Origin of the sequence: Tessaracoccus sp. OS52, from assembly GCF_020687685.1 — a bacterium.
Lineage (GTDB): Bacteria > Actinomycetota > Actinomycetes > Propionibacteriales > Propionibacteriaceae > Arachnia.
Window position 1 is genome coordinate 1272977 of record NZ_JAJEWM010000001.1, and the last position, 21648, is coordinate 1294624.

The 21648-nt window shown below is 68.9% G+C and carries 22 protein-coding genes; 5 read left to right on the forward strand and 17 right to left on the reverse strand.

Going from position 1 to position 21648, the window contains the following annotated elements:
- Window positions 1-29 precede the first annotated feature (29 nt).
- The 6 genes from pyrF to efp are packed head-to-tail and all read right to left on the reverse strand — an operon-like array spanning window position 30 to window position 7357.
- Window positions 30-842, reverse strand: coding sequence for an orotidine-5'-phosphate decarboxylase (gene pyrF / locus LKO27_RS05975; protein ID WP_227736118.1), 813 nt, complete (start codon window positions 840-842; stop codon window positions 30-32).
- A gap of 4 nt (window positions 843-846) precedes the next feature.
- The gene (locus LKO27_RS05980; RefSeq protein ID WP_227736120.1) at window positions 847-1905 is read right to left on the reverse strand and encodes a quinone-dependent dihydroorotate dehydrogenase; all 1059 of its coding nucleotides are present in this window, start codon (window positions 1903-1905) and stop codon (window positions 847-849) included.
- The gene (gene carB, locus LKO27_RS05985) at window positions 1902-5216 is read right to left on the reverse strand and encodes a carbamoyl-phosphate synthase large subunit (protein ID WP_227736122.1); all 3315 of its coding nucleotides are present in this window, start codon (window positions 5214-5216) and stop codon (window positions 1902-1904) included. The genes LKO27_RS05980 and carB overlap by 4 nt, the downstream gene beginning before the upstream one ends.
- Window positions 5216-6349 (reverse strand): glutamine-hydrolyzing carbamoyl-phosphate synthase small subunit, encoded by a 1134-nt coding sequence (carA, locus tag LKO27_RS05990; RefSeq protein WP_227736124.1) that lies wholly within the window; start codon window positions 6347-6349, stop codon window positions 5216-5218. Before carA ends, carB begins: the two co-directional genes overlap by 1 nt.
- Before the next feature lie 17 nt (window positions 6350-6366).
- The gene (gene nusB, locus LKO27_RS05995) at window positions 6367-6798 is read right to left on the reverse strand and encodes a transcription antitermination factor NusB (protein WP_227736127.1); all 432 of its coding nucleotides are present in this window, start codon (window positions 6796-6798) and stop codon (window positions 6367-6369) included.
- The gene (gene efp, locus LKO27_RS06000; protein WP_227736131.1) at window positions 6791-7357 is read right to left on the reverse strand and encodes an elongation factor P; all 567 of its coding nucleotides are present in this window, start codon (window positions 7355-7357) and stop codon (window positions 6791-6793) included. The genes nusB and efp overlap by 8 nt, the downstream gene beginning before the upstream one ends.
- Before the next feature lie 178 nt (window positions 7358-7535).
- On the opposite strand from efp, the gene LKO27_RS06005 reads away from it, so the two are divergent.
- Window positions 7536-7745, forward strand: coding sequence for a CsbD family protein (locus tag LKO27_RS06005; RefSeq protein WP_227736132.1), 210 nt, complete (start codon window positions 7536-7538; stop codon window positions 7743-7745).
- 102 nt (window positions 7746-7847) lie between these two features.
- Here the strand turns inward: LKO27_RS06005 and aroB are convergent, their stop codons facing one another.
- The 10 genes from aroB to LKO27_RS06055 are packed head-to-tail and all read right to left on the reverse strand — an operon-like array spanning window position 7848 to window position 17689.
- Window positions 7848-8921 carry a 3-dehydroquinate synthase gene (aroB, locus tag LKO27_RS06010; RefSeq protein ID WP_227736134.1) on the reverse strand — a complete coding sequence of 358 codons (1074 nt, stop codon included), beginning with the start codon at window positions 8919-8921 and terminating at the stop codon, window positions 7848-7850.
- A complete protein-coding gene (locus tag LKO27_RS06015; RefSeq protein WP_227736137.1) occupies window positions 8918-9412 on the reverse strand; it encodes a shikimate kinase in 495 nt (164 codons plus the stop codon). Before LKO27_RS06015 ends, aroB begins: the two co-directional genes overlap by 4 nt.
- Window positions 9409-10605: a chorismate synthase gene (gene aroC / locus LKO27_RS06020; RefSeq protein WP_227736139.1), complete on the reverse strand. Its 1197-nt coding sequence runs from the start codon at window positions 10603-10605 to the stop codon at window positions 9409-9411. Before aroC ends, LKO27_RS06015 begins: the two co-directional genes overlap by 4 nt.
- 5 nt (window positions 10606-10610) lie before the next feature.
- Window positions 10611-11426: a shikimate dehydrogenase gene (locus LKO27_RS06025; protein WP_227736141.1), complete on the reverse strand. Its 816-nt coding sequence runs from the start codon at window positions 11424-11426 to the stop codon at window positions 10611-10613.
- Window positions 11426-12541: an endolytic transglycosylase MltG gene (gene mltG / locus LKO27_RS06030; RefSeq protein ID WP_227736144.1), complete on the reverse strand. Its 1116-nt coding sequence runs from the start codon at window positions 12539-12541 to the stop codon at window positions 11426-11428. Before mltG ends, LKO27_RS06025 begins: the two co-directional genes overlap by 1 nt.
- A complete protein-coding gene (ruvX, locus tag LKO27_RS06035; RefSeq protein WP_227736146.1) occupies window positions 12538-13008 on the reverse strand; it encodes a Holliday junction resolvase RuvX in 471 nt (156 codons plus the stop codon). Before ruvX ends, mltG begins: the two co-directional genes overlap by 4 nt.
- Window positions 13001-15667: an alanine--tRNA ligase gene (gene alaS, locus LKO27_RS06040; RefSeq protein WP_227736148.1), complete on the reverse strand. Its 2667-nt coding sequence runs from the start codon at window positions 15665-15667 to the stop codon at window positions 13001-13003. The genes ruvX and alaS overlap by 8 nt, the downstream gene beginning before the upstream one ends.
- 26 nt (window positions 15668-15693) lie before the next feature.
- Window positions 15694-15924: a hypothetical protein gene (locus LKO27_RS06045; RefSeq protein ID WP_227736150.1), complete on the reverse strand. Its 231-nt coding sequence runs from the start codon at window positions 15922-15924 to the stop codon at window positions 15694-15696.
- Complete coding sequence (locus tag LKO27_RS06050; protein WP_227736153.1) at window positions 15921-16295, reverse strand: DUF948 domain-containing protein; 375 nt, start codon at window positions 16293-16295, stop codon at window positions 15921-15923. The genes LKO27_RS06045 and LKO27_RS06050 overlap by 4 nt, the downstream gene beginning before the upstream one ends.
- Entirely contained in the window at window positions 16292-17689 is a 1398-nt protein-coding gene (locus tag LKO27_RS06055; protein ID WP_370629947.1) for a replication-associated recombination protein A, read from the reverse strand. The genes LKO27_RS06050 and LKO27_RS06055 overlap by 4 nt, the downstream gene beginning before the upstream one ends.
- A gap of 77 nt (window positions 17690-17766) precedes the next feature.
- Between LKO27_RS06055 and LKO27_RS06060 the strand changes: the two genes are divergently transcribed.
- The 4 genes from LKO27_RS06060 to LKO27_RS06075 are packed head-to-tail and all read left to right on the forward strand — an operon-like array spanning window position 17767 to window position 20546.
- Window positions 17767-18267: a SigE family RNA polymerase sigma factor gene (locus LKO27_RS06060; RefSeq protein WP_227736155.1), complete on the forward strand. Its 501-nt coding sequence runs from the start codon at window positions 17767-17769 to the stop codon at window positions 18265-18267.
- Window positions 18260-18877 carry a hypothetical protein gene (locus tag LKO27_RS06065; RefSeq protein WP_227736156.1) on the forward strand — a complete coding sequence of 206 codons (618 nt, stop codon included), beginning with the start codon at window positions 18260-18262 and terminating at the stop codon, window positions 18875-18877. The genes LKO27_RS06060 and LKO27_RS06065 overlap by 8 nt, the downstream gene beginning before the upstream one ends.
- The gene (locus LKO27_RS06070) at window positions 18874-19509 is read left to right on the forward strand and encodes a hypothetical protein (RefSeq protein ID WP_227736158.1); all 636 of its coding nucleotides are present in this window, start codon (window positions 18874-18876) and stop codon (window positions 19507-19509) included. The genes LKO27_RS06065 and LKO27_RS06070 overlap by 4 nt, the downstream gene beginning before the upstream one ends.
- 32 nt (window positions 19510-19541) lie before the next feature.
- Window positions 19542-20546 (forward strand): LLM class flavin-dependent oxidoreductase, encoded by a 1005-nt coding sequence (locus tag LKO27_RS06075; RefSeq protein WP_227736161.1) that lies wholly within the window; start codon window positions 19542-19544, stop codon window positions 20544-20546.
- Window positions 20547-20551: 5 nt separating this feature from the next.
- Here LKO27_RS06075 and LKO27_RS06080 read toward each other — a convergent pair whose 3' ends face one another.
- Window positions 20552-21586 (reverse strand): low molecular weight phosphatase family protein, encoded by a 1035-nt coding sequence (locus tag LKO27_RS06080; RefSeq protein ID WP_227736162.1) that lies wholly within the window; start codon window positions 21584-21586, stop codon window positions 20552-20554.
- Window positions 21587-21648: the final 62 nt, after the last annotated feature.

Genomic DNA, 21648 nt, shown 5'->3' on the forward strand with positions numbered 1-21648 from the left:
GTTTCATCGGAGGGCCCAGGAGAACGCTCTCAGGACAGCGACAAGGCCTGTTCCTGCAGGGCCGACGCCCTTGCCAGCAGTTCGGCCCTACCGGCACCGATGACCTCCCGGCTGGCCGTGGGCAGCACCAGCGAGGCCGCTTGTCCGAAGCGTTCGCGGACTGCCTCGATGGTGCCGCCCTGGGCCCCGATTCCGGGCACCAGGACGGACCCGTTGAACGCCGACACGTCGCAGCCCAGCGCCGCGTGCGTCGCCCCGACGACCAGCCCGACGGCGTGGTCCCAGCCCGGGTTGCCCGCGGCCACCTCGTCCACCACGTGCTGCGCCACCGTGCCACCCGCGACGACGGCGGTCTGGATGGCGAGGCCGTCGGGGTTGGAGGTGCGGGCCAGGACGTAGACGCCCCTTCCGGAGTCGACGGCGCGCTCGATCGCCGGCACCAGCGACCCCACACCCAGGTAGGGGCTCAGGGTGATGGCGTCGGCACGCAGCGGGGAGGCGTCGTCGAGGAACGCGGTGGCGTAACCGGCCATCGAAGAGCCGATGTCGCCGCGCTTCACGTCCAGCAGGGACAACGCCCCCGCTCCGCGGATGTCGGCAAGGACGCGCTCCAGGACGGCCACGCCTGCTGACCCGAAGGCCTCGAAAAAGGCCGACTGCGGCTTGAAGACGGCCACCGTTGAGGCGAGTTCCTCCACGATGCCACGGGCGCAGGCCTCGAGCCCGGCCACCGTCGTGTCCAGGCCCCAGGCGCCCAGCACCGAGGGCATCGGGTCGATCCCCACGCAGAGCCTGCCGCGGGTCGCTGTCAGGTCGTCCAGCCGCTGCTTGTAGCCGGTCACCGGCTCACCTGCCTTCCAGTTCGCGGATGCCGCGCACCAGCGCGGTCCCGGAGTAGATGAAACCCGTGTACAACTGGACCAGCTGCGCACCGGCGTCGAACATCCGGGCGGCGTCGCAGGGCGCCATGATGCCGCCCACGCCCACCACCGGTAGCCGGGATCCCGCCGCGACGCGCTCCACGAACCGCAGGGACCGCTCGGTCAGCGGGGCTCCGCTGAGCCCGCCCGCCTCCTGGGCCAGCGCCCTGTCGGGTGCCGCAAGCCCAGCGCGCGAGAGCGTGGTGTTGGTGGCGATGATGCCCGCGGCACCGGAGTCGTCGATGACGGCCAGGGTCTCGCGGAGCTGGGCCGCGTCGAGGTCCGGGGCGAGCTTGACCAGGATCGGGGTGGGCCGGCCGGACAGCGTCCGCGCTTCGCCGACGAGTGCGGCCAGGAGCGCGGCCAACTCCTCGGCACCCTGCAGGCTGCGGAGCCCCGGGGTGTTCGGGCTGGAGACGTTGACGGCGAAGTAGTCGGCGTAGGGGTGCAGCGTCCGCAGGGAGTGCAGGTAGTCGTCGACGGCGTGGTCCAGCGCCACGAGCTTGGTCTTGCCGATCGAGATCCCCAACGGGATGCCGACGGCGTTGTTGCCCCGCCGCACCCCGAGCCGGTGCAGGTGGGCGGCCATGGCGTCGGCCCCGGCGTTGTTGAAACCCATCCGGTTGATGATGGCCTTCGACGCCCGCAGCCGGAAGACGCGGGGCAACGGATTGCCCGGCTGCGGACGGCCCGTGACGGTACCCAACTCCGCGAACCCGAAACCCAGCCGGGCCCAGGCCGCCGCCGCCAGGCCGTCCTTGTCCATGCCGGCCGCCAAGCCCACACGGTTCGGGAATCGGATCCCGGCCACGGTCACCGGATCCGCGACCCGGCCACGGGCGCCGACCGGGAGCCTGGAAAGCAGGTGGACCATGTCCTCATGGATCCGCTCCGGGTCTCCCCCGTGCAGCCGGAAGAGCACTGGCCGCAGGCCCAGCTGGTACGCAGAGCGCATCAGCCGGGTGCCCACGGACGGCTGCTTCATCGGGTCGCGGCCGCCCATTCCTGCAGGGACTGCACCTCGAGCCCGCCTCGGCGCAGCGCCTCGATGCCCTGCACCGCGGCGGCCAGTCCGGGCACCGTGGTGACGCAGGGGACGTCGGCGAGCACCGCCGCCGTGCGGATCAGGTACCCGTCCAGGCGCGGTGAGGCGCCGTCGACGTTGTTGCCCTGGGGCGTGTTGAACACCAGGTCGATCTCGCCGCTGTTGATCAGCTCGACGATGGTGGGTGCCTCGTCGCCGTCCTCGCGCTCGGAAAGCTTGTGCACCTCGGTGACCTCGACGCCGTTGCGCCGCAGCACCGAGGCGGTGCCGCTGGTGGCCAGCAGCTTGAAGCCGAGATCCGCGAGGCGCTTGATGGGCCACAGCGCGTGCCGCTTGTGCCGGTTGGCCACGGAGACGAACACGGTGCCGGTGGTGGGCAGCGGCCCTCCGGAGGCTGCCTGGGCCTTCGCGTAGGCGGTGCCGAAGTCGTGGGCCAGCCCCATGACCTCACCGGTGGAGCGCATCTCCGGGCCGAGGACGGTGTCCACGAACGCACCGGTGGTGGTGCGGAACCGGTTGAACGGCATCACCGCCTCCTTCACCGCGACGGGCGCCCCCGGACGGGTGGTGGCGCCGTCGCCCGTGGCGGGCAGCAGCCCGGCCGTGCGCAGGTCCGCGATCTTCTCCCCAAGCATGATCCGGGCGGCGGCCTTGGCCAGCGGCATGTCGTTCGCCTTGCTCACGAACGGCACGGTCCGCGATGCACGCGGGTTGGCCTCCAGCACGTAGACGGTGTCACCGTGCAACGCGTACTGGATGTTCAGCAGGCCGCGCACGCCCACGCCCTCGGCGATCAGCTCGGTCGAGTGGCGGATGTGTTCCACCGCGGCGTCGCCCAAGGTGATGGGCGGCAGCGCGCAGGCGGAGTCGCCCGAGTGGATGCCGGCCTCCTCGATGTGCTCCATCACGCCGCCGAGGAAGAGTTCCTCACCGTCGTAGAGGGCGTCGACGTCGATCTCCACGGCGTCGTCGAGGAAGCGGTCCACCAGCACCGGGGAGTCCTCGGTGATCTCCGTGGCGCCTGCGATGTAGCGCTCGAGGGCAGTGTCGTCGTAGACGATCTCCATGCCGCGACCGCCCAGTACGTAGCTGGGCCGCACGAGGACGGGGTAGCCGATCTCCGCGGCGATCTCCTGGGCCTCGGCGAACGAGCTGGCCATCCCGTGCTTGGGAGCCGGGAGTCCGGCTCGGGCCAGCAGGCGTCCGAAGGCACCGCGTTCCTCGGCCAGGTTGATAGCCTCCGGGCTGGTTCCGAGGATCGGGACTCCCGCGTCCTTGAGCGTCTGGGCAAGCTTGAGCGGGGTCTGGCCGCCGAGCTGGCAGATGACGCCCAGCACAGGGCCGGCCTTGACCTCGGCGTGGTAGATCTCGAGGACGTCCTCGGCGGTCAGCGGCTCGAAGTAGAGCCGGTCGGAGGTGTCGTAGTCGGTCGAGACCGTCTCGGGGTTGCAGTTGATCATGACGGTCTCGTAGCCCGCGTCGCGCAGGGCCATGGTGGCGTGGACGCAGGAGTAGTCGAACTCGATGCCCTGACCGATCCGGTTCGGACCCGAGCCGAGGATCAGCACCGCGGGCTTCTCCCTGGCCGGAACCTCGTTCTCCTCGTCGTAGGAGGAGTACATGTAGGGGGTCTTCGCCTCGAACTCGGCGGCGCAGGTGTCCACCGACTTGAACACCGGCCGGATGCCGAGCGCCCACCGGACACCGCGGATGACGTCGGTGCTCAGGTCGCGCAGGGCCGCGATCTGGGCGTCGGAGAAGCCGTGCTTCTTGGCCTTGCGGAGCACCGCGGGGGTGAGTTCCGGGGCGTCGCGCACCTCGTCGGCCAGATCCCGCAGGAGCTCCAGCTGGTGGGTGAACCAGGGGTCGATGCCGGTGGCCTCGTAGACCTGCTCGACCGTCGCGCCCTGCCGCAGCGCCTGCATCACGAGCCGGATCCGGCCATCCTGGGGGCGGCTGGCGTCGTCGAGCAGTTCCTGCACGGAGCGGTCGTGGGCGGCGGTGAAGTCGAAGGGCGCCTTCGGGTCCTCCATGGAACGCAGGGCCTTGCCGAGCGCCTCGGTGAAGTTGCGACCGATCGCCATCACCTCGCCGACCGACTTCATGTGCGTGGTGAGGGTGGAGTCGGCGGCCGGGAACTTCTCGAACGCGAACCTGGGCACCTTGACGATCACGTAGTCGATGACCGGCTCGAAACTCGCCGGGGTGGCCTGCGTGATGTCGTTGGGGATCTCGTCGAGGGTGTAGCCGACGGCGACCTTGGCGGCGATCTTGGCGATCGGGAAACCCGTGGCCTTCGAGGCCAGGGCCGACGAACGGGAGACCCGGGGGTTCATCTCGATGACGATCATCCGGCCCGTGGCCGGCTCGATGGCGAACTGGATGTTGCAGCCGCCCGTGTCGACGCCGACCGCACGGATGATGGCGATGCCGACGTCGCGCATCCGCTGGTACTCGCGGTCGGTCAGGGTCATGGCGGGGGCGACGGTGATGGAGTCACCGGTGTGGACGCCCATCGGGTCGAAGTTCTCGATGGAGCAGACCACCACGACGTTGTCGTTGTGGTCACGCATGAGTTCGAGTTCGAACTCCTTCCAGCCGAGGATTGACTCCTCGATCAGGACCTCGGTGACGGGGCTGGCGGACAGGCCCGCACCGGCGATCTGGCGGAGTTCGTCGGGGTCGTGCGCGAAGCCGGAGCCGACGCCACCCATCGTGAAGCTCGGGCGCACGACCACGGGGTAGCCGAGGTCGTCGGCAGCCTGCAGGACCTCCGCCATGCTGTGGCAGATGGCCGAACGGGCGACCTCCGGCGCGCCGCCGGCGATGTCGGTGAGGCCGAGGACGATCTGCTTGAACTGCTCGCGGTCCTCGCCGCGCTGGATCGCCTCCACCGACGCACCGATGAGTTCGACGTCGTAGCGCTCAAGGACGCCGTTCTCATGCAGCTTGATGGCGGTGTTGAGCGCCGTCTGGCCACCCAGGGTGGCGAGGACTGCGTCGGGCCGCTCCTTGGCGATGACGCGCTCGACGAACTCCGGGGTGATGGGTTCGACGTAGGTGGCGTCGGCGAAGTCGGGGTCGGTCATGATCGTCGCGGGATTGGAGTTGACGAGGATGACCCGGAACCCTTCCTCCTTGAGCACCCGGCAGGCCTGCGTCCCGGAGTAGTCGAACTCACAGGCCTGTCCGATGACGATCGGCCCGGATCCGATGACGAGAATCGATTGAATGTCCTGGCGACGGGGCATCAGGCTTCCTTCCCGGCGTTTGCCAGCATCTCGACGAAACGGTCGAACAAGTGGGTTGAATCGTGGGGGCCGGCTGCGGCCTCGGGGTGGTACTGCACCGAGAAGGCCGCGAGCCGGCCGTCGCGGCGCAGCTCGAGGCCCTCCACCACGTCGTCGTTGAGGCAGATGTGGCTCACGCGGGCGGTGCCGTAGGGCGTCGCCACGTCCTCGCCGATGGGGGCGTCGACGGCGAAGCCGTGGTTCTGCGCGGTGATCTCCACCTTGCCCGTGGCGAGTTCCTTGACCGGCTGGTTCAGGCCACGGTGGCCGAACTTCAGCTTGTAGGTCCGCAAGCCCAGTGCGTGACCGAACAACTGGTTGCCAAGGCAGATGCCGAAGTACGGAACCCGGTTCGCCAGCGCCTCCTGCAGCAGCGAGATGGGGCCGGTGGCGGCGGCCGGGTCGCCCGGGCCGTTGGAGAAGAACACGCCGTCGGGCCCGATGGCCGCGACGTCGTCCCAGGTGGCGGTCGCGGGCAGGACGTGCTGCTCGATCCCCAACTCCGACAGACGCTCCAGGGACATGGACTTGATGCCCAGGTCAAGGACCGCGACGGTGTAGACCTTCTCCCCCTTGGCGGGGATGACGTAGGGCTCGGAGATGGTGACCTCGCCGGTCAGGTCCGCACCCTTCATGGACGGCTGCTGCAGGACCTTGGCCAGCAACGACTTCTCATCAAGGTCCTGGGTGGAGATCCCCACGCGCATGGCCCCGGCCTCGCGGATGTGGCGCGTGATGGCGCGGGTGTCGACGTCGGCGATCCCGACGATGCCCTGCCGCGCGAGTTCGGCGTCGAGGCTGCCGCGGGAGCGCCAGTTGGAGGGCCGGGGAGCTGGGTCCCGGACGACGAAGCCGGCCACCCAGATGCGGGAGGACTCGTCGTCCTCGTCGTTCCAGCCCGTGTTGCCGACGTGCGGCGCGGTGGTCAGCACCACCTGACGGTGGTAGCTCGGGTCCGTGAGGAGTTCCTGGTAACCGGACATGCCGGTGCTGAACACCAGCTCGCCGAAGGTCTCGCCGGCTGCACCGAATGATCGACCACGGAAAACGCGTCCGTCCTCCAGAACCAGAATTGCGGCGGGTTGAGAACTCATGCGTACCTCGTCAGTGGTCAGTTTTCAGTGGGCTTTGGGCTCGTGGCCGCGACTCGCGAGAGGAGGCCGTTGAGGAAGGTGGGTGACTCGTCGGTGGACAGGTCCGAGGCCAGACGCACGGCCTCCGCGATGGCGACCGACGCCGGGACCTGGGTGTGGTCCAGTTCGAAGACCGCGATCCTGGCCAGATTACGGTCAACGGCCGGCATCCGTTCCAGCGTCCACGAATCTGAGACGGCCGCGGAGATCCGCGCGTCGATCTCCTCGCGGTGCTCCGCGACCCCGTGGACGATGCTGGTCGTGAGCTCGCGGACCGTTTTGCCCTCGAAGGTCAGCTGCTGGTTCAGCAGGTCGACCAGACCGACACCGCGCAGTTCTGCGGCGAACAGCACGTCCAGGGCGGCCTTGCGGGCCTTCGTCTGGGTGCCGTAGTGGGGCGCCTCAGGCACCGGTGACGCGGCCGAGGTAGGAACCGTCGCGGGTGTCCACCTTGACCTTCTCCCCGGTCGTGATGAACAGCGGCACCTGGATCTCCTTGCCGGTCTCGAGGGTGGCCGGCTTGGTGCCGCCCGTCGAGCGGTCGCCCTGGAGTCCCGGTTCGGTGTAGGTGATCTCCAGTTCCACCGAGGCCGGGAGCTCGATGAACAGCGGGTTGCCCTCGTGCATGGCGACGGTGGCGGCCTGGTTCTCCAGCATGTAGTCCTTGGCGTCGCCGACGGTGTCAGCGCTGACGTGGATCTGGTCGTAGGTGGTGTTGTCCATGAAGACGTAGTCGTCGCCGTCGATGTAGAGGTACTGCATCTCGCGGCGGTCGACGGTGGCGGTGTCCACCTTGGTGTCGGAGTTGAAGGTCCGGTCGACGATCTTGCCGGTCAGCACGTGCTTCAGCTTCGTGCGCACGACGGTGTTGCCCTTGCCCGGCTTGTGGTGCTGGAACCACTGCACCTGCCAGAGCTGTCCGTCCAGGTCCAGCACCATGCCATTCTTCAGGTCGTTGGTCGACGCCACGTCATTCGCCTCTCGTTCAGCTGGTGGCCTATTGGGCCGTCGCGAGAGTCTACCCAATCCCGCCTCCGGCGCGAAAAACGCCCCGAGTTGCCACATTTCCCCTTGATCGGGGCCCATCCCGACGTAGGCTTGCCTCTCCGGTGCAATTCGGCATCGAGTTCGACGGAAGGAGTTGTGTATGGGTTTGGGTGACAAAATTTCCAACGCAGCCGAGGAAACCAAGGGCAAGATCAAGGAATCCGTAGGCGATGCAACTGACAACGAGCAGCTCGAAGCTGAAGGCCGCCTGGAACAAGGCAAGGCCAACGTGAAGCAGGGCGTGGAGGACGTGAAGGACAGCGCTTCGGAGGCGTTCAACGACGCCACCGACCGTGACCACCGTCACTGATCCTGTTTCAGACGTACAGCTTGTGTAGCTGAAATTTCCCGCCATGAGCGGGGCCGAGGGCGGGTGCACCAAGCACCCGCCCTCGTGCTGTGCGGCGGCCTTTCAGGAGAGGGACGCGTACGCCTGGGCGAGCACCCGTTCATCCGGGTCCCGGATGATCACGGGCTTGCCCTGGGCCCTTAGCCCGACCAGCCGGAGGGTGGATCCGCGAGACTTCTTGTCGAGGCTCATGAGTTTGCGCAGTTCCGGCCAGGCATCGGGGTCATACGACAGGGGCAACCCAAGTCCGCCCAGCAGTTGCCCATGGAGTGCCGCGGTCTCGTCGTCGAGTCCGAGCAGCCGGCGTGAAACCTCGGCCATCCAGCACATTCCGATGCTGATGGCCTCGCCGTGACGCATGGTGAAGTGTTCGCGTGCCTCGATGGCGTGTCCAAGGGTGTGGCCGTAGTTGAGCGCCTCCCTGCCGACGTCGGAGCCGACCGAGGTGCGCTCGGTCAGGTCGGCGGCCACCACTTCTGCCTTGACTACGATTGCCCGCCGGACCAGGTCGGCGAACCGGATGGAGGAGACGTCGAGGGAGTCGTCCACGTCGTCGGAGACCAGCTTCAGGATCTGCGGGTCCGCGATGAAGCCGCACTTGACCACCTCCGCCAGTCCCGACCGGATCTCGGCGGCGGGCAGGCTGTCCAGAAGTGTGAGGTCACAGATGACGGCGCGCGGCTCGTGGAACGCGCCTACAAGGTTCTTCCCCGCGGCGAGGTTGATCCCCGTCTTGCCGCCCAAGGCAGCATCCACCATCCCCAGAACCGAGGTGGGAACGCTGATGTAGGCGACGCCGCGCAGCCAGGTCGCGGCGACGAACCCGGCCAGGTCCGTGGCGGTACCGCCACCAAGGCCGACGACGACGTCGTTGCGCGTGAAGCCCGCCTCAGCGAGCTGGTCCCAGCACCAGGCCAGGATCCCGGGGGTCTTGGCCTCCTCCGCGTCGGGGACCTCGATCCTGATCACCTGACCAGTGGCCATGCCCGCGACGTGGTGTGCGATGTCGCCCAACGGCGCGGAGTGGATGATGGCGACCCGATCCGACCCCTCCAGCAGTTCCGGCAGCCGGTCGAGGGCGTCCCGGGCGATGTGAACGTCGTAGGGTCCGGCCTTGGACTCCACGAGCACGTTCATGGACGCCGCCTCTCCGCCAGTTCCTTCGCGACGTCCTCGGCCGAGCGTTCGTCGGTGTCGATGGTGGTGGTGGCAACTTCCTCGTAGAGCGGCGTGCGTTCGCGAAGCAGCTCGATCAGGCGACCGCGGACGTTGCCGAGCAGCAGTGGCCGCACCGTGTTCATGCCCACCCGCCGGGTGGCCTGGCCGATGGACACCTGCAACCAGACGACGTCGTGGTGGGCCAGCGCACGCCGGACCTTCTCGCTCAGCACCGCTCCCCCGCCCAGCGCCACGACGGCGTCGGTCTGGATCAACTCCAGGGTGGCCGACTCCTCGAGTTCGCGGAAGTGCGCCTCCCCGTCGTCGGCGAAGATCTCGCGGATGGGCTTGCCCACGACCTCCTCGATGCGCGCGTCGACGTCGATGAAGTCTCGGCCGAGTTCACTTGCCAGGGCACGACCCACCGAGGACTTGCCCGATCCCGGGGCACCCACCAGGACGATGCTCATGAGTGCACCTGCAGTCCGCGCTCGCTCAGGTGGGCCAGGTAGGCCTCGGCGTTCCGCTTCGTCTCGGAGACAGAGTCCCCGCCGAACTTCTCCAGGACCGCCTCGGCGAGGACGAGGGCCACCATGGCTTCGGCGACGACGCCCGCGGCCGGGACCGCGCACACGTCGCTGCGCTGGTGGTGGGCGGCCGCGGCCTCACCGGTGGAGACGTCGATGGTCCGAAGGGCACGGGGCACCGTGGAGATCGGCTTCATCGCCGCGCGCACCCGCAGCACCTCGCCGGTGGTCATGCCGCCCTCGATGCCGCCCGCGTGGTGGGTTGCCCGTTCAACGCCCGTTTCCCCGGGCAGGATCTCGTCGTGTGCCGCAGAGCCGCGGCGGCGCGCCACCTCGAAGCCGTCCCCCACCTCGACGCCCTTGATGGCCTGGATGCCCATGAGCGCACCCGCCAGGCGCGCGTCCAGCCGTCGGTCGCCCTGGATGTGCGAACCAAGGCCTGGAGGCAGGCCCCAGGCGAGCACCTCCACCACACCTCCGAGGGTGTCTCCCGCCTTCCGGCAAGCCTCCACCTCCGCTTCCATCGCGGCGGCGGCCTCGGGGTCGAAACAGCGGGTGGGTGCGGCGTCGATGGCCTCAAGATCCGCGTAGGTCGGGAGTCGCCCCGAGCGGGACTCCGCAGGGCCGAGCGCCACGACGTGGCTCAGGACCGTGACACCCAGGGTCTGCTGGAGGAAGGCGTGGGCGATGGCGCCCAAGGCCACCCGCGCCGCGGTCTCCCTGGCGGAGGCGCGCTCAAGGATGGGACGGGCCTCGTCGAAGTCGTACTTCTGCATCCCCGCGAGGTCCGCGTGTCCGGGCCGTGGTCGGGTCAGGGGGGCGTTCCGGGCGATCTCCGCGAGGGCGTCGGCAGCCACCTCACCGGGAGCCATGACCTGTTGCCACTTCGGCCACTCCGTGTTGCCGATCATGACCGCGATCGGAGAGCCCAGCGTCTCGCCGTGGCGGAAGCCGGCGAGCAGGGTGAGCTCGTCGGCCTCGAACTTCATCCGGGCTCCGCGTCCGATGCCGAGGCGACGGCGGGCCAGCGCACGCTCGAGCTCGGGTACCCCCACCCGGACGTGGGCTGGAATGCCCTCCATCGAAGCGATCAGGGCCTGGCCGTGCGACTCGCCGGCGGTGAGGTATCGGAGCATGGCTGTCATTCTTCCACGGTTGCGTGACGACTCCGCAGCTCGTCCTGCGCCGCGGATAGGCAGTCGGCGAAGGTGACCTCATGGCCGGTCAGCAGGTAGAACTGGTCGACGGCCTGCCCGGCCAGCAGGTCCAGCCCCGTAATCACGGTCTGGCCCGGCGCGGCAGCCCCTGCCATCGGCGTCGGCCAAGGGTGGTAGACCGCGTCGAAGAGGACGCTGGCCGCCTTCGCCCAGCGCGCGGCGTGGGGGGCCGTCGCCTCGGTGGGGACGGTGGAGGCCAGCAGGTCGACCTCCGGCAGCTCCTCGTCGATGGCCACCGCCTCGACAGCCGTTCCGAGGGCGAGGCCCAGTTCCACGAGCGAGCCTGCACGCTCCGGCCTGCGCGCGAGCACCAGCACCTCGGCCACGTCGAGGCCCGCGAGCGCGACCATCAGGGACCGCGCCGTCGCGCCATTTCCGACGATGGCCGCACGCCTGAGTGGCCCCAACCCATAGTGGCGCCAGGCGCGGACGAAGCCGGGCACGTCGGTGTTGTGCACGGTCGGCGCCTGGCCCTTCACCAAGGTGTTGCCACCACCGACGAGTCGTGTGACGTGGTCCGGCTCACCGAAGCGGCAGATGGCCTCCTTATGGGGAGCGGTGACGCTCAGACCTGCCCAGTCGTCGTCGGCAAGGACCTCGGTGACGAAAGCATCGAGTCCCTCGGGCGTGACCGTGATGGCTTCGTAGGTCCAGTCCAGGCCGTGCCTGGCGTAGCCCGCGCGGTGGATGGCCGGGGACAGCGAGTGCGCGGCGGGATCCCCGATCACTGCGCAGCGCATCAGACGCAGCGGCCAGTGTTGGCCTGGCACCATTCCTGGAACGCGGCGACGTTCTCGGCGTGACCATCCTCGGTCTCGGCGAAACGGGTCTCACCGGTGTCCAGGTCAACGGTTGTGAAGAACAGGTAGTTGCTGTCCGCGGGCTTGAGCGCGGCCTCGATTGCGGCGCGCCCCGGGTTGCTGATGGGGCCGGGGGGCAACCCGACGTGCACGTAGGTGTTGTAGGGGGACGGATTGGCCCGTTCCTCGGCCGTCGTGGTGACGACGTCGAAGTTGCCGGTGGCGTAGTGCACCGTGGAGTCGAACTGGAGCTTCATGCCCTCGGCGAGGCGGTTGTAGATGACCGAGGCGACCATCGGCCGGTACTCGGCCTGCGCCACCTCACGTTCGATGATGGAGGCCACGATGATGACCTGGTATGGGGTGAGCCCCAGCGCTGCGGCGCCCTCCTGGAGCCCGATCTCCTCCACCACGCGGTTGAACTGGGCCACCTGTGCCTGAGCGATCTGGAGGGGGTCAACCGGCTCCGCCACCTGGTAGGTGTCGGGGAACATGAAGCCCTCGAAGTTGCCTCCGGCCCAATCGGGAAGGGTGATCTTCCCAGTTGCGAAGGCCGCGGCGATGTCCTCGCGTTTGATGCCGAGCTCACGACTGACCGTGGTCCACTGCTGCCCGAGCGTGTACCCCTCCGGAATGGTGATCGTGATCACGTCGAGGTTCGCGGGATCCAGCATCATCTCCAGCGCCCGGGCGGCGGGGATCTGGGTCTTCAGGTTGTAACGGCCCGCCTGCAGCTTGGCGGCATCCGGGTTCTTGGCCGCTTCCTCCCGGAAGGTCTTGGTGGACTTGATCACGTCGTTCTCGACGAGGATGTCGCCGATGTTCGTCAGCGTGGCACCGGGCGGGACCACCACCGAGACGTCGTCCACGCCTTCGCCGATGTAGTCATCGGCGGTTCGCCACGAGACCCAGGCCTCGTTGACCTTGCTGTAGACGAACCAGCCGCCCGCCATGAGCACCGCCACCGACAAGACGACCGCGAAGGCGCTTCGGGCGTGGTATCCGATGGTGCGCCAGTTCAGGTTGCCGTCGTTGTCCACGAACGAATGCCTCACTCGTCGACTCCTTCCAAGGGCTCACCGGCCGGGACGCCGGCGCTGATCTCGAGGTCCAGCGCACGTTGCAGGATCTCCACCGCAGCAGCCTGATCGATGACCTTGCGTTGCTGCTTGGCACGTTGACCCGCACTGCCAAGACTACGTGATGCCGACACGGTGCTCATCCGCTCATCTATGAGGCGCACCGGCCTGGCCCCAATGGCCGATCCCAGTTCCCGGGCCCTCTCCAGCACGAACTGGGCGGCGAAGCTCCGCTCGCCACCCAGGGTGAGCGGGAGCCCCACATAGACGATCTCCGGTTCGTACTCGGCCACCAGTTCCGACAGGCGACGCACGGCATTGCCGCCAGCGGGCACGGTCTCGACTGGGTAGGCGATGCTCGTGCCACTGTTGCTCGCGGCCACCCCGATGCGGGCCTTGCCCCAGTCGATGCCGAGCCGGTTCCCGGTGGGGAGATCAGGCACGATCACCCAGGGCGTCGGCGATGGCTCGCTCGACGGCCGACAGCGCCGCGTCGGCGGCCTCCGGCCGCGTCCCGCCACCCTGGGCCATGTCGTCCCTGCCACCGCCCTTGCCTCCGAGGGCCTCCGAGGCGACCGAGATGAGCCGGCCGGCCTTGAGCCCCAGGTCGCGTGCGGCGTCGTTGGTGGCCACCAGGGCCGCGGCCTTGCCGTCGCCGCCACCCACGAGCGCCACGACGGCGGGCCCGCTGCCCAGGCGGTTGCGCAGGTCGCCGGCGAGGCTGCGGAGATCTCCCCCGCCGAGGCCAGGCACGGGCACGCCCAGGTAGCGCACGCCCGCGATGTCGCGGGCAGCGCCGACGAGTTCCCCGGCTCGTGCCAGCACCTGGGCGGACTGGAAGGCGGCAAGTTGCTTCTCGGCGTCCTTGAGTTGCGCGATCAGGCGCTCGATACGGGGCACGAGTTCGTCGGGCCGCACCCGCAGGGTGTCGGTCAGCGTGTTGACCAGGGCCCGCTCGGCCGCGAAGCGCTGGAAGGCGTCGCCCGCCACCAGTGCCTCGACCCGCCGCACGCCGGAACCGATGGACTGCTCGCTCACCAGGTTCAGGACGCCGATCTGGGCGGTGTTGGGGACGTGCGTGCCACCGCACAGTTCACGGGACCACGCTCCGGCCAGCTCCACCATGCGCACCACCGGTGGGTACTTCTCGCCGAACATCGCCATGGCGCCGAGAGCCTTGGCCTCCTCAAGCTCCATCTGCTGGGCGGTCACGTCGAACGACTCGCGGATGGCCTGGTTGGCGCGCTGCTCGATCTCGAGCTTGAGCTCATCCGACATGCCCTGGGACGCGGCGAAGTCGAAACGCAGGTAGCCCGGCTTGTTGTACGAGCCGGCCTGGGTTGCGGTGGGGCCAACCAGTTCCCGCAGCGCCGCGTGGACGATGTGGGTGGCCGTGTGCGCCTGGGAACCCGCGTGGCGGGCGGACGGATCCACGTGCGCGCTCGCGTGTGCACCCTGTGCCAGCTCGCCGAGCACCTGGACACGATGCACCACCAGCCCCGGGACGGGACGCTGCACGTCGAGGACGTCGAGGGAGAAGCCGTCACCGGTGATCCGGCCATGGTCGGCGTCCTGGCCACCGGCCTCGGCGTAGAACGGGGTCTCGGCCAGCACCACTTCGACGACGTCACCGTCGCCCGCGCGGTCGACGACGGAGCCGCCGGAGATGATGCCGGAGATCGACGTCTCGACATCGAGGTCCGTGTAGCCCAGGAAAGGGGTCTCCCCGCGCTCGCGGACGACGCGGTAGGCCTCCAGGCTGACGCCGCCGCCCTTCTTGGACTTGGCGTCGGCCCGTGCCCGTTCCTTCTGCTCGGTCATGAGGGCGTTGAACCGCTCCCGGTCGACCGCCAGACCCTGCTCGGCAGCCATTTCGACGGTCAGGTCGATCGGGAACCCGTAGGTGTCGTGCAGCTGGAACGCCTGCTCGCCGGGCAGGGTCGAGGCTCGCTCCTGCTTCGCCCGGGCGACGGCCGTGTCCAGGATGGTGGTGCCGGACTGCAGGGTGCGGCGGAAGGACTCCTCCTCGGTCGCGGCAACCTGGGCGATCCGGTCCCAGGCCCCATGGATCTCAGGGTAGGAGATGCCCATCACGTCCCGGCTCACGGGAAGCAGTTCGCCGAGCACCGGGTCACCCACGCCGAGCAGCCGCATCGCGCGGATACTGCGGCGCAGGAGGCGGCGCAGGACGTAGCCGCGCGCCTCGTTGCCGGGCGTCACGCCGTCGGTCATCAGCATCAGGGAGCTGCGGATGTGGTCGGCGACCACGCGGAAGCGCACGTCGTCGGCCTCGTCGCTGCCGTAGGTCCTGCCCGAGAGCTCGGAGGCCTTGGCGATGACGGGGAAGACCTCGTCGGTCTCGTACATGTTCGCGACGCCCTGCAGCAGGTAGGCGGTGCGCTCCAGCCCGTTGCCGGTGTCGATGTTGCGGGTGGCCAGGGGCCGCAGGACGTCGAAGTCGTCCTTGGCGCGCACGGCGGAGAGCTCCTCGGTCTGGAACACCAGGTTCCAGATCTCGAGGAAGCGGTCCTCGTCGGCCTCCGGGCCGCCGTCGGGGCCGAACTCGGGACCGCGGTCGAAGTAGATCTCGGAGCAGGGGCCGCCGGGACCGGGGACGCCCATGTGCCAGTAGTTGTCCTTGAGACCGCGCTCCTGGATCCGTTCCCTGGGGATGCCGGCCTGCTGCCACAGGTCGATCGTCTCGTTGTCGCCGTACAGTGCGGTCACCCAGATGCGGTCACCGTCGAAGCCCCAGCCACCGTCGGCCACACTCCCGGTCACCAGGTCCCAGGCGTACTGGATGGCCTCGGCCTTGAAGTAGTCACCGAAGGCGAAGTTGCCGTTCATCTGGAAGAAGGTGCCGTGGCGGGTGGTCTTGCCCACCTCGTCGATGTCCAGGGTGCGGACGCACTTCTGGACCGAGACGGCCCGCTTGAACGGCGCCGGTTCGTCGCCCAGGAAATAGGGCTTGAACGGCACCATGCCCGCGTTCACGAACAGCAGGGTCGGGTCGTTGTAGAGCAGCGAGGCGCTCGGGACGACGACGTGCTCGCGTGCGGCGAAGAAGTCGATGAACCGGCTCCGGATCTCGGAGGTCTTCATGTGGATTGGTTCCTAGCGGTGGTGATTCAGATGCGGTCCGGGACGTCGAGCTCGGCTCGGAGCTCGGCCTCGCGGGCAGCCATGGAGGTCTTGAAGGTGGCGTAGAAGTCGCCGAAGCTGACGGCAGCCTCGTTGCCCTTGCGCTCCACCTGCTCGGCTATGCCCGCCGGGGTGAGGCGGAGCAGCAGGGAGCGGCCGCGGGTGATCACGAAAGCGGCCAGGGCGGCCCCGACGATGAGCCAGAACAGACTTCTCACTTCTTCTTCCGTCCCTTCAGGGCCGAGCGCACGCCGTAGGTGAACGCGGCCGTCTTGACCAAGGGGCCCCCGAGCGTGGCTGCGAACAGAGCTGACATCTGGGCGGCGTTCTCACTGACGACGCTGGCGTGGCCGGACACCTTGTGGACGTCCTCTGTGACCAGCGACAGTTTGGCGATCTCGTCATTGGTGGCCTCGACGGTGCCCTTCAGCTCCTGCAGGATCGGCACGGAGTTGTGGCCCACGTCGCGCACCGCCAGGCGCAGTTCCTCCAGCACCCGCCCGAGCTTCAGCAGCGGTACGGCGCAGAAGGCGACCAGCACGCACAGTGCGACGGCGGCCAGCAGGGCGGCGATCTGTCCAACGGTCATTTTGTGGTCTCCTCGTGACGCTTCGCGGTAACTCTAGCTGACCGCGGCCGCACCGAGGTGGCCTCCTCGATGGCCGCGAGGCGCTCCCCCACCGCCGCCTCCGCACCATTGGGGGTGGGGCGGTAGTAGCGGGCCTCGAGTAGGTCGTCGGGCAGGTACTGCTGCGCCACCAGACCGTGGGGATGGTCATGTGGGTACTTGTAGCCCTTGCCGTGCCCGAGCTTCTCCGCCCCGGAGTAGTGGGCGTCGCGCAGGTGCGGCGGGACGTCGACGCCCTTGCCCGCACGCACGTCGGCGATGGCCTCGTCGATGCCCAGGTAGACGGCATTCGACTTCGGCGCCGTCGCGGCGGCCACCGTCGCGTGCGCCAGCGTGATCCGCGCCTCCGGCATGCCCAGCAGCTGCACCGCCTGGGCGGCCGCGACGCAGGTCTGGAGCACGCCCGAGGCGGCCATTCCGACGTCCTCGGAGGCGGAGATCATCAGCCGGCGGGCGATGAAGCGGGGGTCGTCCCCCGCCTCGATCATCCGGGCCAGGTAGTGGAGTGCGGCCTGCGGGTCGGAACCGCGGATGGACTTGATGAACGCGCTGATGACGTCGTAGTGCTGGTCGCCGTCGCGGTCGTAGCGGACGGTGGCGCGGTCGACGGCGGAGGCCACCACCTCGGGCGTGACCTCCGTGGTCTCCAGCGATTTGGCGCTCGCCGCTGCCTCCTCCAGGAAGGTGAGCGCCCGACGTGCGTCCCCCTGCGCCATCCTGATGAGGTCGGAGCGGGCCGCCTTCGTGAGCGCGACGTTGCCACCGAGGCCGCGCGGGTCTGCGACCGCCCGGTCCACGAGGCCGCCGATGTCGTCGTCGGTCAGCGGCTTGAGCCGCAGGAGCAGTGACCGCGAGAGCAGCGGTGAGATGACGGAGAACGAGGGGTTCTCGGTGGTGGCCGCGATGAGGGTGACGATGCGGTTCTCCACCGCCGGCAGGAGCGCGTCCTGCTGGGTCTTGGAGAAGCGGTGGACCTCGTCGATGAACAGCACGGTGGGGTTGCCGCGCTCCAGTTCGCGGCGCGCGGCGTCGAGTTCGGCACGCAGCTCCTTCACGCCGGCGCTGACAGCGGAGACCTCGACGAAGCGGGCGCCCGAGGCACGGGAGACGATGGAGGCGAGGGTGGTCTTGCCGACGCCCGGCGGCCCCCACAGGAACACGCTCATCGGCTGTCCCGCCACGAGCCTGCGCAGTGGCGAACCTGCCCCGAGGAGGTGCTGCTGACCGACGATCTCCTCCAGGGTGCGCGGCCGCATCCGGACCGCGAGCGGCGCACCCTCAAAGCGGGCGTCGCCGAGCGAGCCCACGGGCTTGACCGGGCTCGGGTCCGGGTTGCCGAAGAGGTCGTAGTTCACGCCCATCAGCCTAACCGTGCGGTTCGCATGGAACCTCCCACGGGGTCCAGCCCCTCTGGGAGAGTGAGGAGGTGCCCATGCCCGACCCCGACGGCTTCGAGGAGTTCCTGCAACGGGACTCCCCCGCGCTGCTTCGGACCGCCTGGATGCTGACAGGCTCCCGTCACGTGGCGGAGGACCTGCTGCAGGAGGCGCTCGCGAAGGCCTACCGGCACTGGGATGGCATCAACAGCAACCCCGCAGGCTGGGTCCGCACGGCGATGATCCGGCTGCAGTCGGCCTGGTGGCGGCGGAAGTGGCGCGGCGAGATTCCGACCGGCGAGCTGCCTGAGATGCCGTCGGGCGCAGGAGATGGGGTCGAGGACCGCCACGTGCTCGCTGCCGCCCTTGCGCGGCTGCCGTGGCAGCAACGGCAGGTGGTGGTCTTGCGCTACGTCGATGACCTCGCGATCGAGGAGGTCGCCAGGCGCACTGGCCGAAGCGTCGGCACCGTCAAGAGCCAGACCTCACGCGGGTTGGCCCGGCTGCAGAGCCTCCTCTCCGAGCAGTACCTGGGCGAAGGAGCAGACCATGAATGACATCAAGGATCGTCTGGCCGACGTTGGGTCCGACGATCTCCCGCCGATTCCCCTCGCTGTGGTTCGGCGCCGGGCATCGAGGCAGCGGGCTGGGCAGCGCCTGGCTGCGGGAGCGGGACTGGTGGTGCTGCTGGGCGCCCTGGCACTGGGCGTCCCGCGGCTCCTCCCGGAGGGGTTGGATGTGGCTGACGCACCGGCCTCGAGCAATCCAGCAGCCACCACCGCACCGGGCACCCCGGAGGCGACATCGCTGGCCGACGAGCCGCCGGGAACCCTCGCGGTCTGGCAACTTGCCGATCCCGCGGCAGTGACCGCCGAGACCACCAGGCTCGACCTGCTGGTGACCCGGGTCGAGTGCGCGAGCGCCTTCACCGGTGAGGTGCTGCCTCCCCAGGTCACGATCACCGACGAAGCCGTCTCGATCCGGGCAGAGGTGCAATGGATCGACCCCAACCAGGCCGCCGAGTGCCCCTCGAACCCGTACGTGCCCTTGACCGTGGCATTGCCCGAACCCCTGGGCGCCCGAATGCTCGTCGACGAGGGGTGCGCGAACGGGGAGTTCGCGCGCACGTCGCACTGTGAGGACGACGGCGTCCGGTGGCTCCCGTGATCAGCGTCAAGAACACGGTCTTCGCGATCACAGTTCTGTGCCTCCTCGGCGGTTGCACCTCGTCGCTGCGTGAAACCGACCCGCGGGCAGTGCCCACGAGCCAGACCTCGGGGCTGCTCGTCGAGGCCGTCATCCAGGTGGACGGGCCCTGGTACGCCGACATCTCCGAACTCGCAGCCGCGGCGGACCTGGTGGTACAGGTCCGCGTCGAGGCCAGCGAGGCGACCCTGTCCTACCCGGATGAGTCCAGCTACTCCTCCGACGACCCCTTCCTCAACCCGTACGCGGGGACGGGACGCACCCCGTCGGCAGCGGAGCTGGAGGCCATGGCTTCCCCGGCCACCGTCAACACGGCCGTAGTGCTCGACGTGGTGGCGGGATCCGCCGAGGTGGGGGACGTGGTGCGGGTCTGGGAGCACGGAGACATTTCGAACCTCGCGCGACTCGCGGGCGATCCGCTGCTGTTCCTGGAAAGCAGCGGGTCCGACGAGTACTGGGTGGTCGGCACTTACCAGGGCGCGTTCGCCCCCTCGGGGAACGCGGAGTTCGTCTCGGTGGCCGAGGACCGGGAAGACCTTCTCTTCCAACCGGGCGATCGAACGCTCGTCGACGAGCTGCTCGGCAGCTCCTGAACCGAGTTGCCCAACTGGCTACGTTGGAGTTCATGACTCGTGTGCCCCTGTCCGTGCTGGACCTCGTTTCCGTCTCCTCCGACCAGACCCCTGCGCAGGCGATCGACGCCGCGATGGAGGCTGCGCAACTGGTGGATCGGCTCGGGTACGAGCGGCTCTGGTACGCCGAGCACCACAACACCGCCTCCGTGGCGTCGTCGGCGACGTCGCTTCTCGTCGGACGCGCCGCGGGCCTCACCGAGCGGATCCGCGTCGGCTCCGGCGGCGTGATGCTGCCCAACCACGCGCCCCTGATGGTGGCGGAGAACTACGGCACGCTGGCCCAGATGTTCCCCGGCCGCATCGACCTGGGTCTGGGCCGGGCGCCGGGCACCGACCAGCTCACCGCCCGAGCGCTGGCGCGCTCCAGTGCCGCGCCCGACGACTTCGTCGCGAACGTCGTCGACCTCATGAACTGGTTCGACGGCGGCCGCGACCGGCTGGGAATCCACGTCGGCGTCGCGGAGGGCACCAGGGTTCCCATCTGGATGCTGGGCTCCTCGACGGCGGGCGCGACCATGGCCGCAGCGCTCGGGCTGCCCTACTCGTTCGCCTCCCATTTCGCTCCCGATGCCCTGTTCCAGGCGCTCGAGGTCTACCGCAGCAACTTCGACGCCGAGGCCAGCACCGCGCAGATCGACAAGCCCTACGTCAGCGTGGGGATCAACGTGATGGCCTGCGAGGACGAGGCGGAGGCGCACCACCAGTTCACGGTGACGCAGAACATGTTCCTGGCGATGCAGCGCACCGGCGGCCGCACCAAGCTCCAGCCCCCGGGCGAGCCCGGGTTCGAGGTCACAGAGATGGCACGGATGATGGCGGACAAGATGCTGCAGGTCAGCGCGGTCGGCACGCCGGAACAGGTGGCGGAAGTGATGCAGTCAGTCGTGGAGCAGACCGGCGCCGACGAACTGATCACCGTCACCTACGCCCACGATCCAGCCGTGCGGCTCCGCTCGCTGGAGCTGACCGCCCAGGCCTGGGGCCTGACGGGTTAACCCTGTCAGAGGATCTCTGCCAGCAGCTCCTTGACGCGGACCTCGATCTCGTCGGCTATCCGTCGCACCTGCTCGATCGATTGCCCCTCGGGATCCGCGATCACCCACTCCAGGTGGTGCTTGCCCGGATATGGCGGCAGTCCCGGCTCCATCGACACCACGATGTCGGAGGCTTCCAGGGCATCGGCGGAGATCTCCTTGCTGAACAGGTACTCCGTGTGGATGCCACGCTCCTGGAGCACCTGCAGCGCGAGGGGGTTGATGGCACCGGTAGGGCTGGAACCCGCGGACCGTACGACGACGCGCTCACGGGAGAAGTGCCTGGCCATGGCCGCGGCGATCTGCGAACGCCCCGCGTTGTGCACGCAGACGAACAGCACTTCCGGCCGGCCTTCGGGCAGGGAACCGGCGCGCCGCGCCGCTGCCCTGAGGCGTTCGTGGGCCCGGCGTTCGACGAAGACGGGCAGGAAGGTGCGCACGTGGCTCCCGGGTGCGAGTTCGGCATGGGCGGCCCGGACGTGGGCGCGCACCTCCTCCTCGCTGAAGCTGCCGGCGTAGCGCGCTGCAAGGTCGGCGACGATGCGCTGGTACTCGGCGGCATGTTCCGCCGGCTGACCGGTGACCTCCATGACCAGGTCGACCACCCGCCGGGAGATGTCGTCGCGGACCAGACGCATCCTGGCGGCGCCCTCGATGCCGCGCAGGCTCGGCTCGTCGATGTCCCAGACCTGGACCTGGGCAGACATCCCCGCGACCGGCACGACCTTGGCCTCCGTGCCCAGGATGACCAAGTGCGTGGCGGAGCGGAGCATGTCGTCGGTGAGTGGCTTGGGATGCTCCCCCTCCACGGTTGCCCCCACCTCACGGAGCGCCTCCACTGATTGCTGGTTGAGTCCTGTGCCGGGATTCGTCCCGGCGGAAGTGACCTCGACCGCGTCGCCGCTGAGCTGGCGTGCCAGTGCGGCAGCCATCTGGGACTTGCCGCCGTTGCTCACGCAGACGAACAGCAGGTGGGGCTTGGGCGATTCACCGGCTGTCATCTGCCTTGCCTCCGATCAGAGAGACCTCTGGGAGCAATATCGTCGCACAATCAGTGCCCAGT

What these genes read in the sequence shown, in the direction of transcription:
- LKO27_RS05980 (WP_227736120.1), bottom strand. Translation starts at nt 1,905, where the DNA reads ATGAAGCAGCCGTCCGTGGGCACCCGGCTGATGCGCTCTGCGTACCAG.
- carB (WP_227736122.1), bottom strand. Translation starts at nt 5,216, where the DNA reads ATGCCCCGTCGCCAGGACATTCAATCGATTCTCGTCATCGGATCCGGG.
- carA (WP_227736124.1), bottom strand. Translation starts at nt 6,349, where the DNA reads ATGAGTTCTCAACCCGCCGCAATTCTGGTTCTGGAGGACGGACGCGTT.
- LKO27_RS06005 (WP_227736132.1), top strand. Translation starts at nt 7,536, where the DNA reads ATGGGTTTGGGTGACAAAATTTCCAACGCAGCCGAGGAAACCAAGGGC.
- aroB (WP_227736134.1), bottom strand. Translation starts at nt 8,921, where the DNA reads ATGAACGTGCTCGTGGAGTCCAAGGCCGGACCCTACGACGTTCACATC.
- LKO27_RS06015 (WP_227736137.1), bottom strand. Translation starts at nt 9,412, where the DNA reads ATGAGCATCGTCCTGGTGGGTGCCCCGGGATCGGGCAAGTCCTCGGTG.
- aroC (WP_227736139.1), bottom strand. Translation starts at nt 10,605, where the DNA reads ATGCTCCGATACCTCACCGCCGGCGAGTCGCACGGCCAGGCCCTGATC.
- LKO27_RS06025 (WP_227736141.1), bottom strand. Translation starts at nt 11,426, where the DNA reads ATGCGCTGCGCAGTGATCGGGGATCCCGCCGCGCACTCGCTGTCCCCG.
- alaS (WP_227736148.1), bottom strand. Translation starts at nt 15,667, where the DNA reads ATGAAGACCTCCGAGATCCGGAGCCGGTTCATCGACTTCTTCGCCGCA.
- LKO27_RS06050 (WP_227736153.1), bottom strand. Translation starts at nt 16,295, where the DNA reads ATGACCGTTGGACAGATCGCCGCCCTGCTGGCCGCCGTCGCACTGTGC.
- LKO27_RS06060 (WP_227736155.1), top strand. Translation starts at nt 17,767, where the DNA reads ATGCCCGACCCCGACGGCTTCGAGGAGTTCCTGCAACGGGACTCCCCC.
- LKO27_RS06065 (WP_227736156.1), top strand. Translation starts at nt 18,260, where the DNA reads ATGAATGACATCAAGGATCGTCTGGCCGACGTTGGGTCCGACGATCTC.
- LKO27_RS06075 (WP_227736161.1), top strand. Translation starts at nt 19,542, where the DNA reads ATGACTCGTGTGCCCCTGTCCGTGCTGGACCTCGTTTCCGTCTCCTCC.
- LKO27_RS06080 (WP_227736162.1), bottom strand. Translation starts at nt 21,586, where the DNA reads ATGACAGCCGGTGAATCGCCCAAGCCCCACCTGCTGTTCGTCTGCGTG.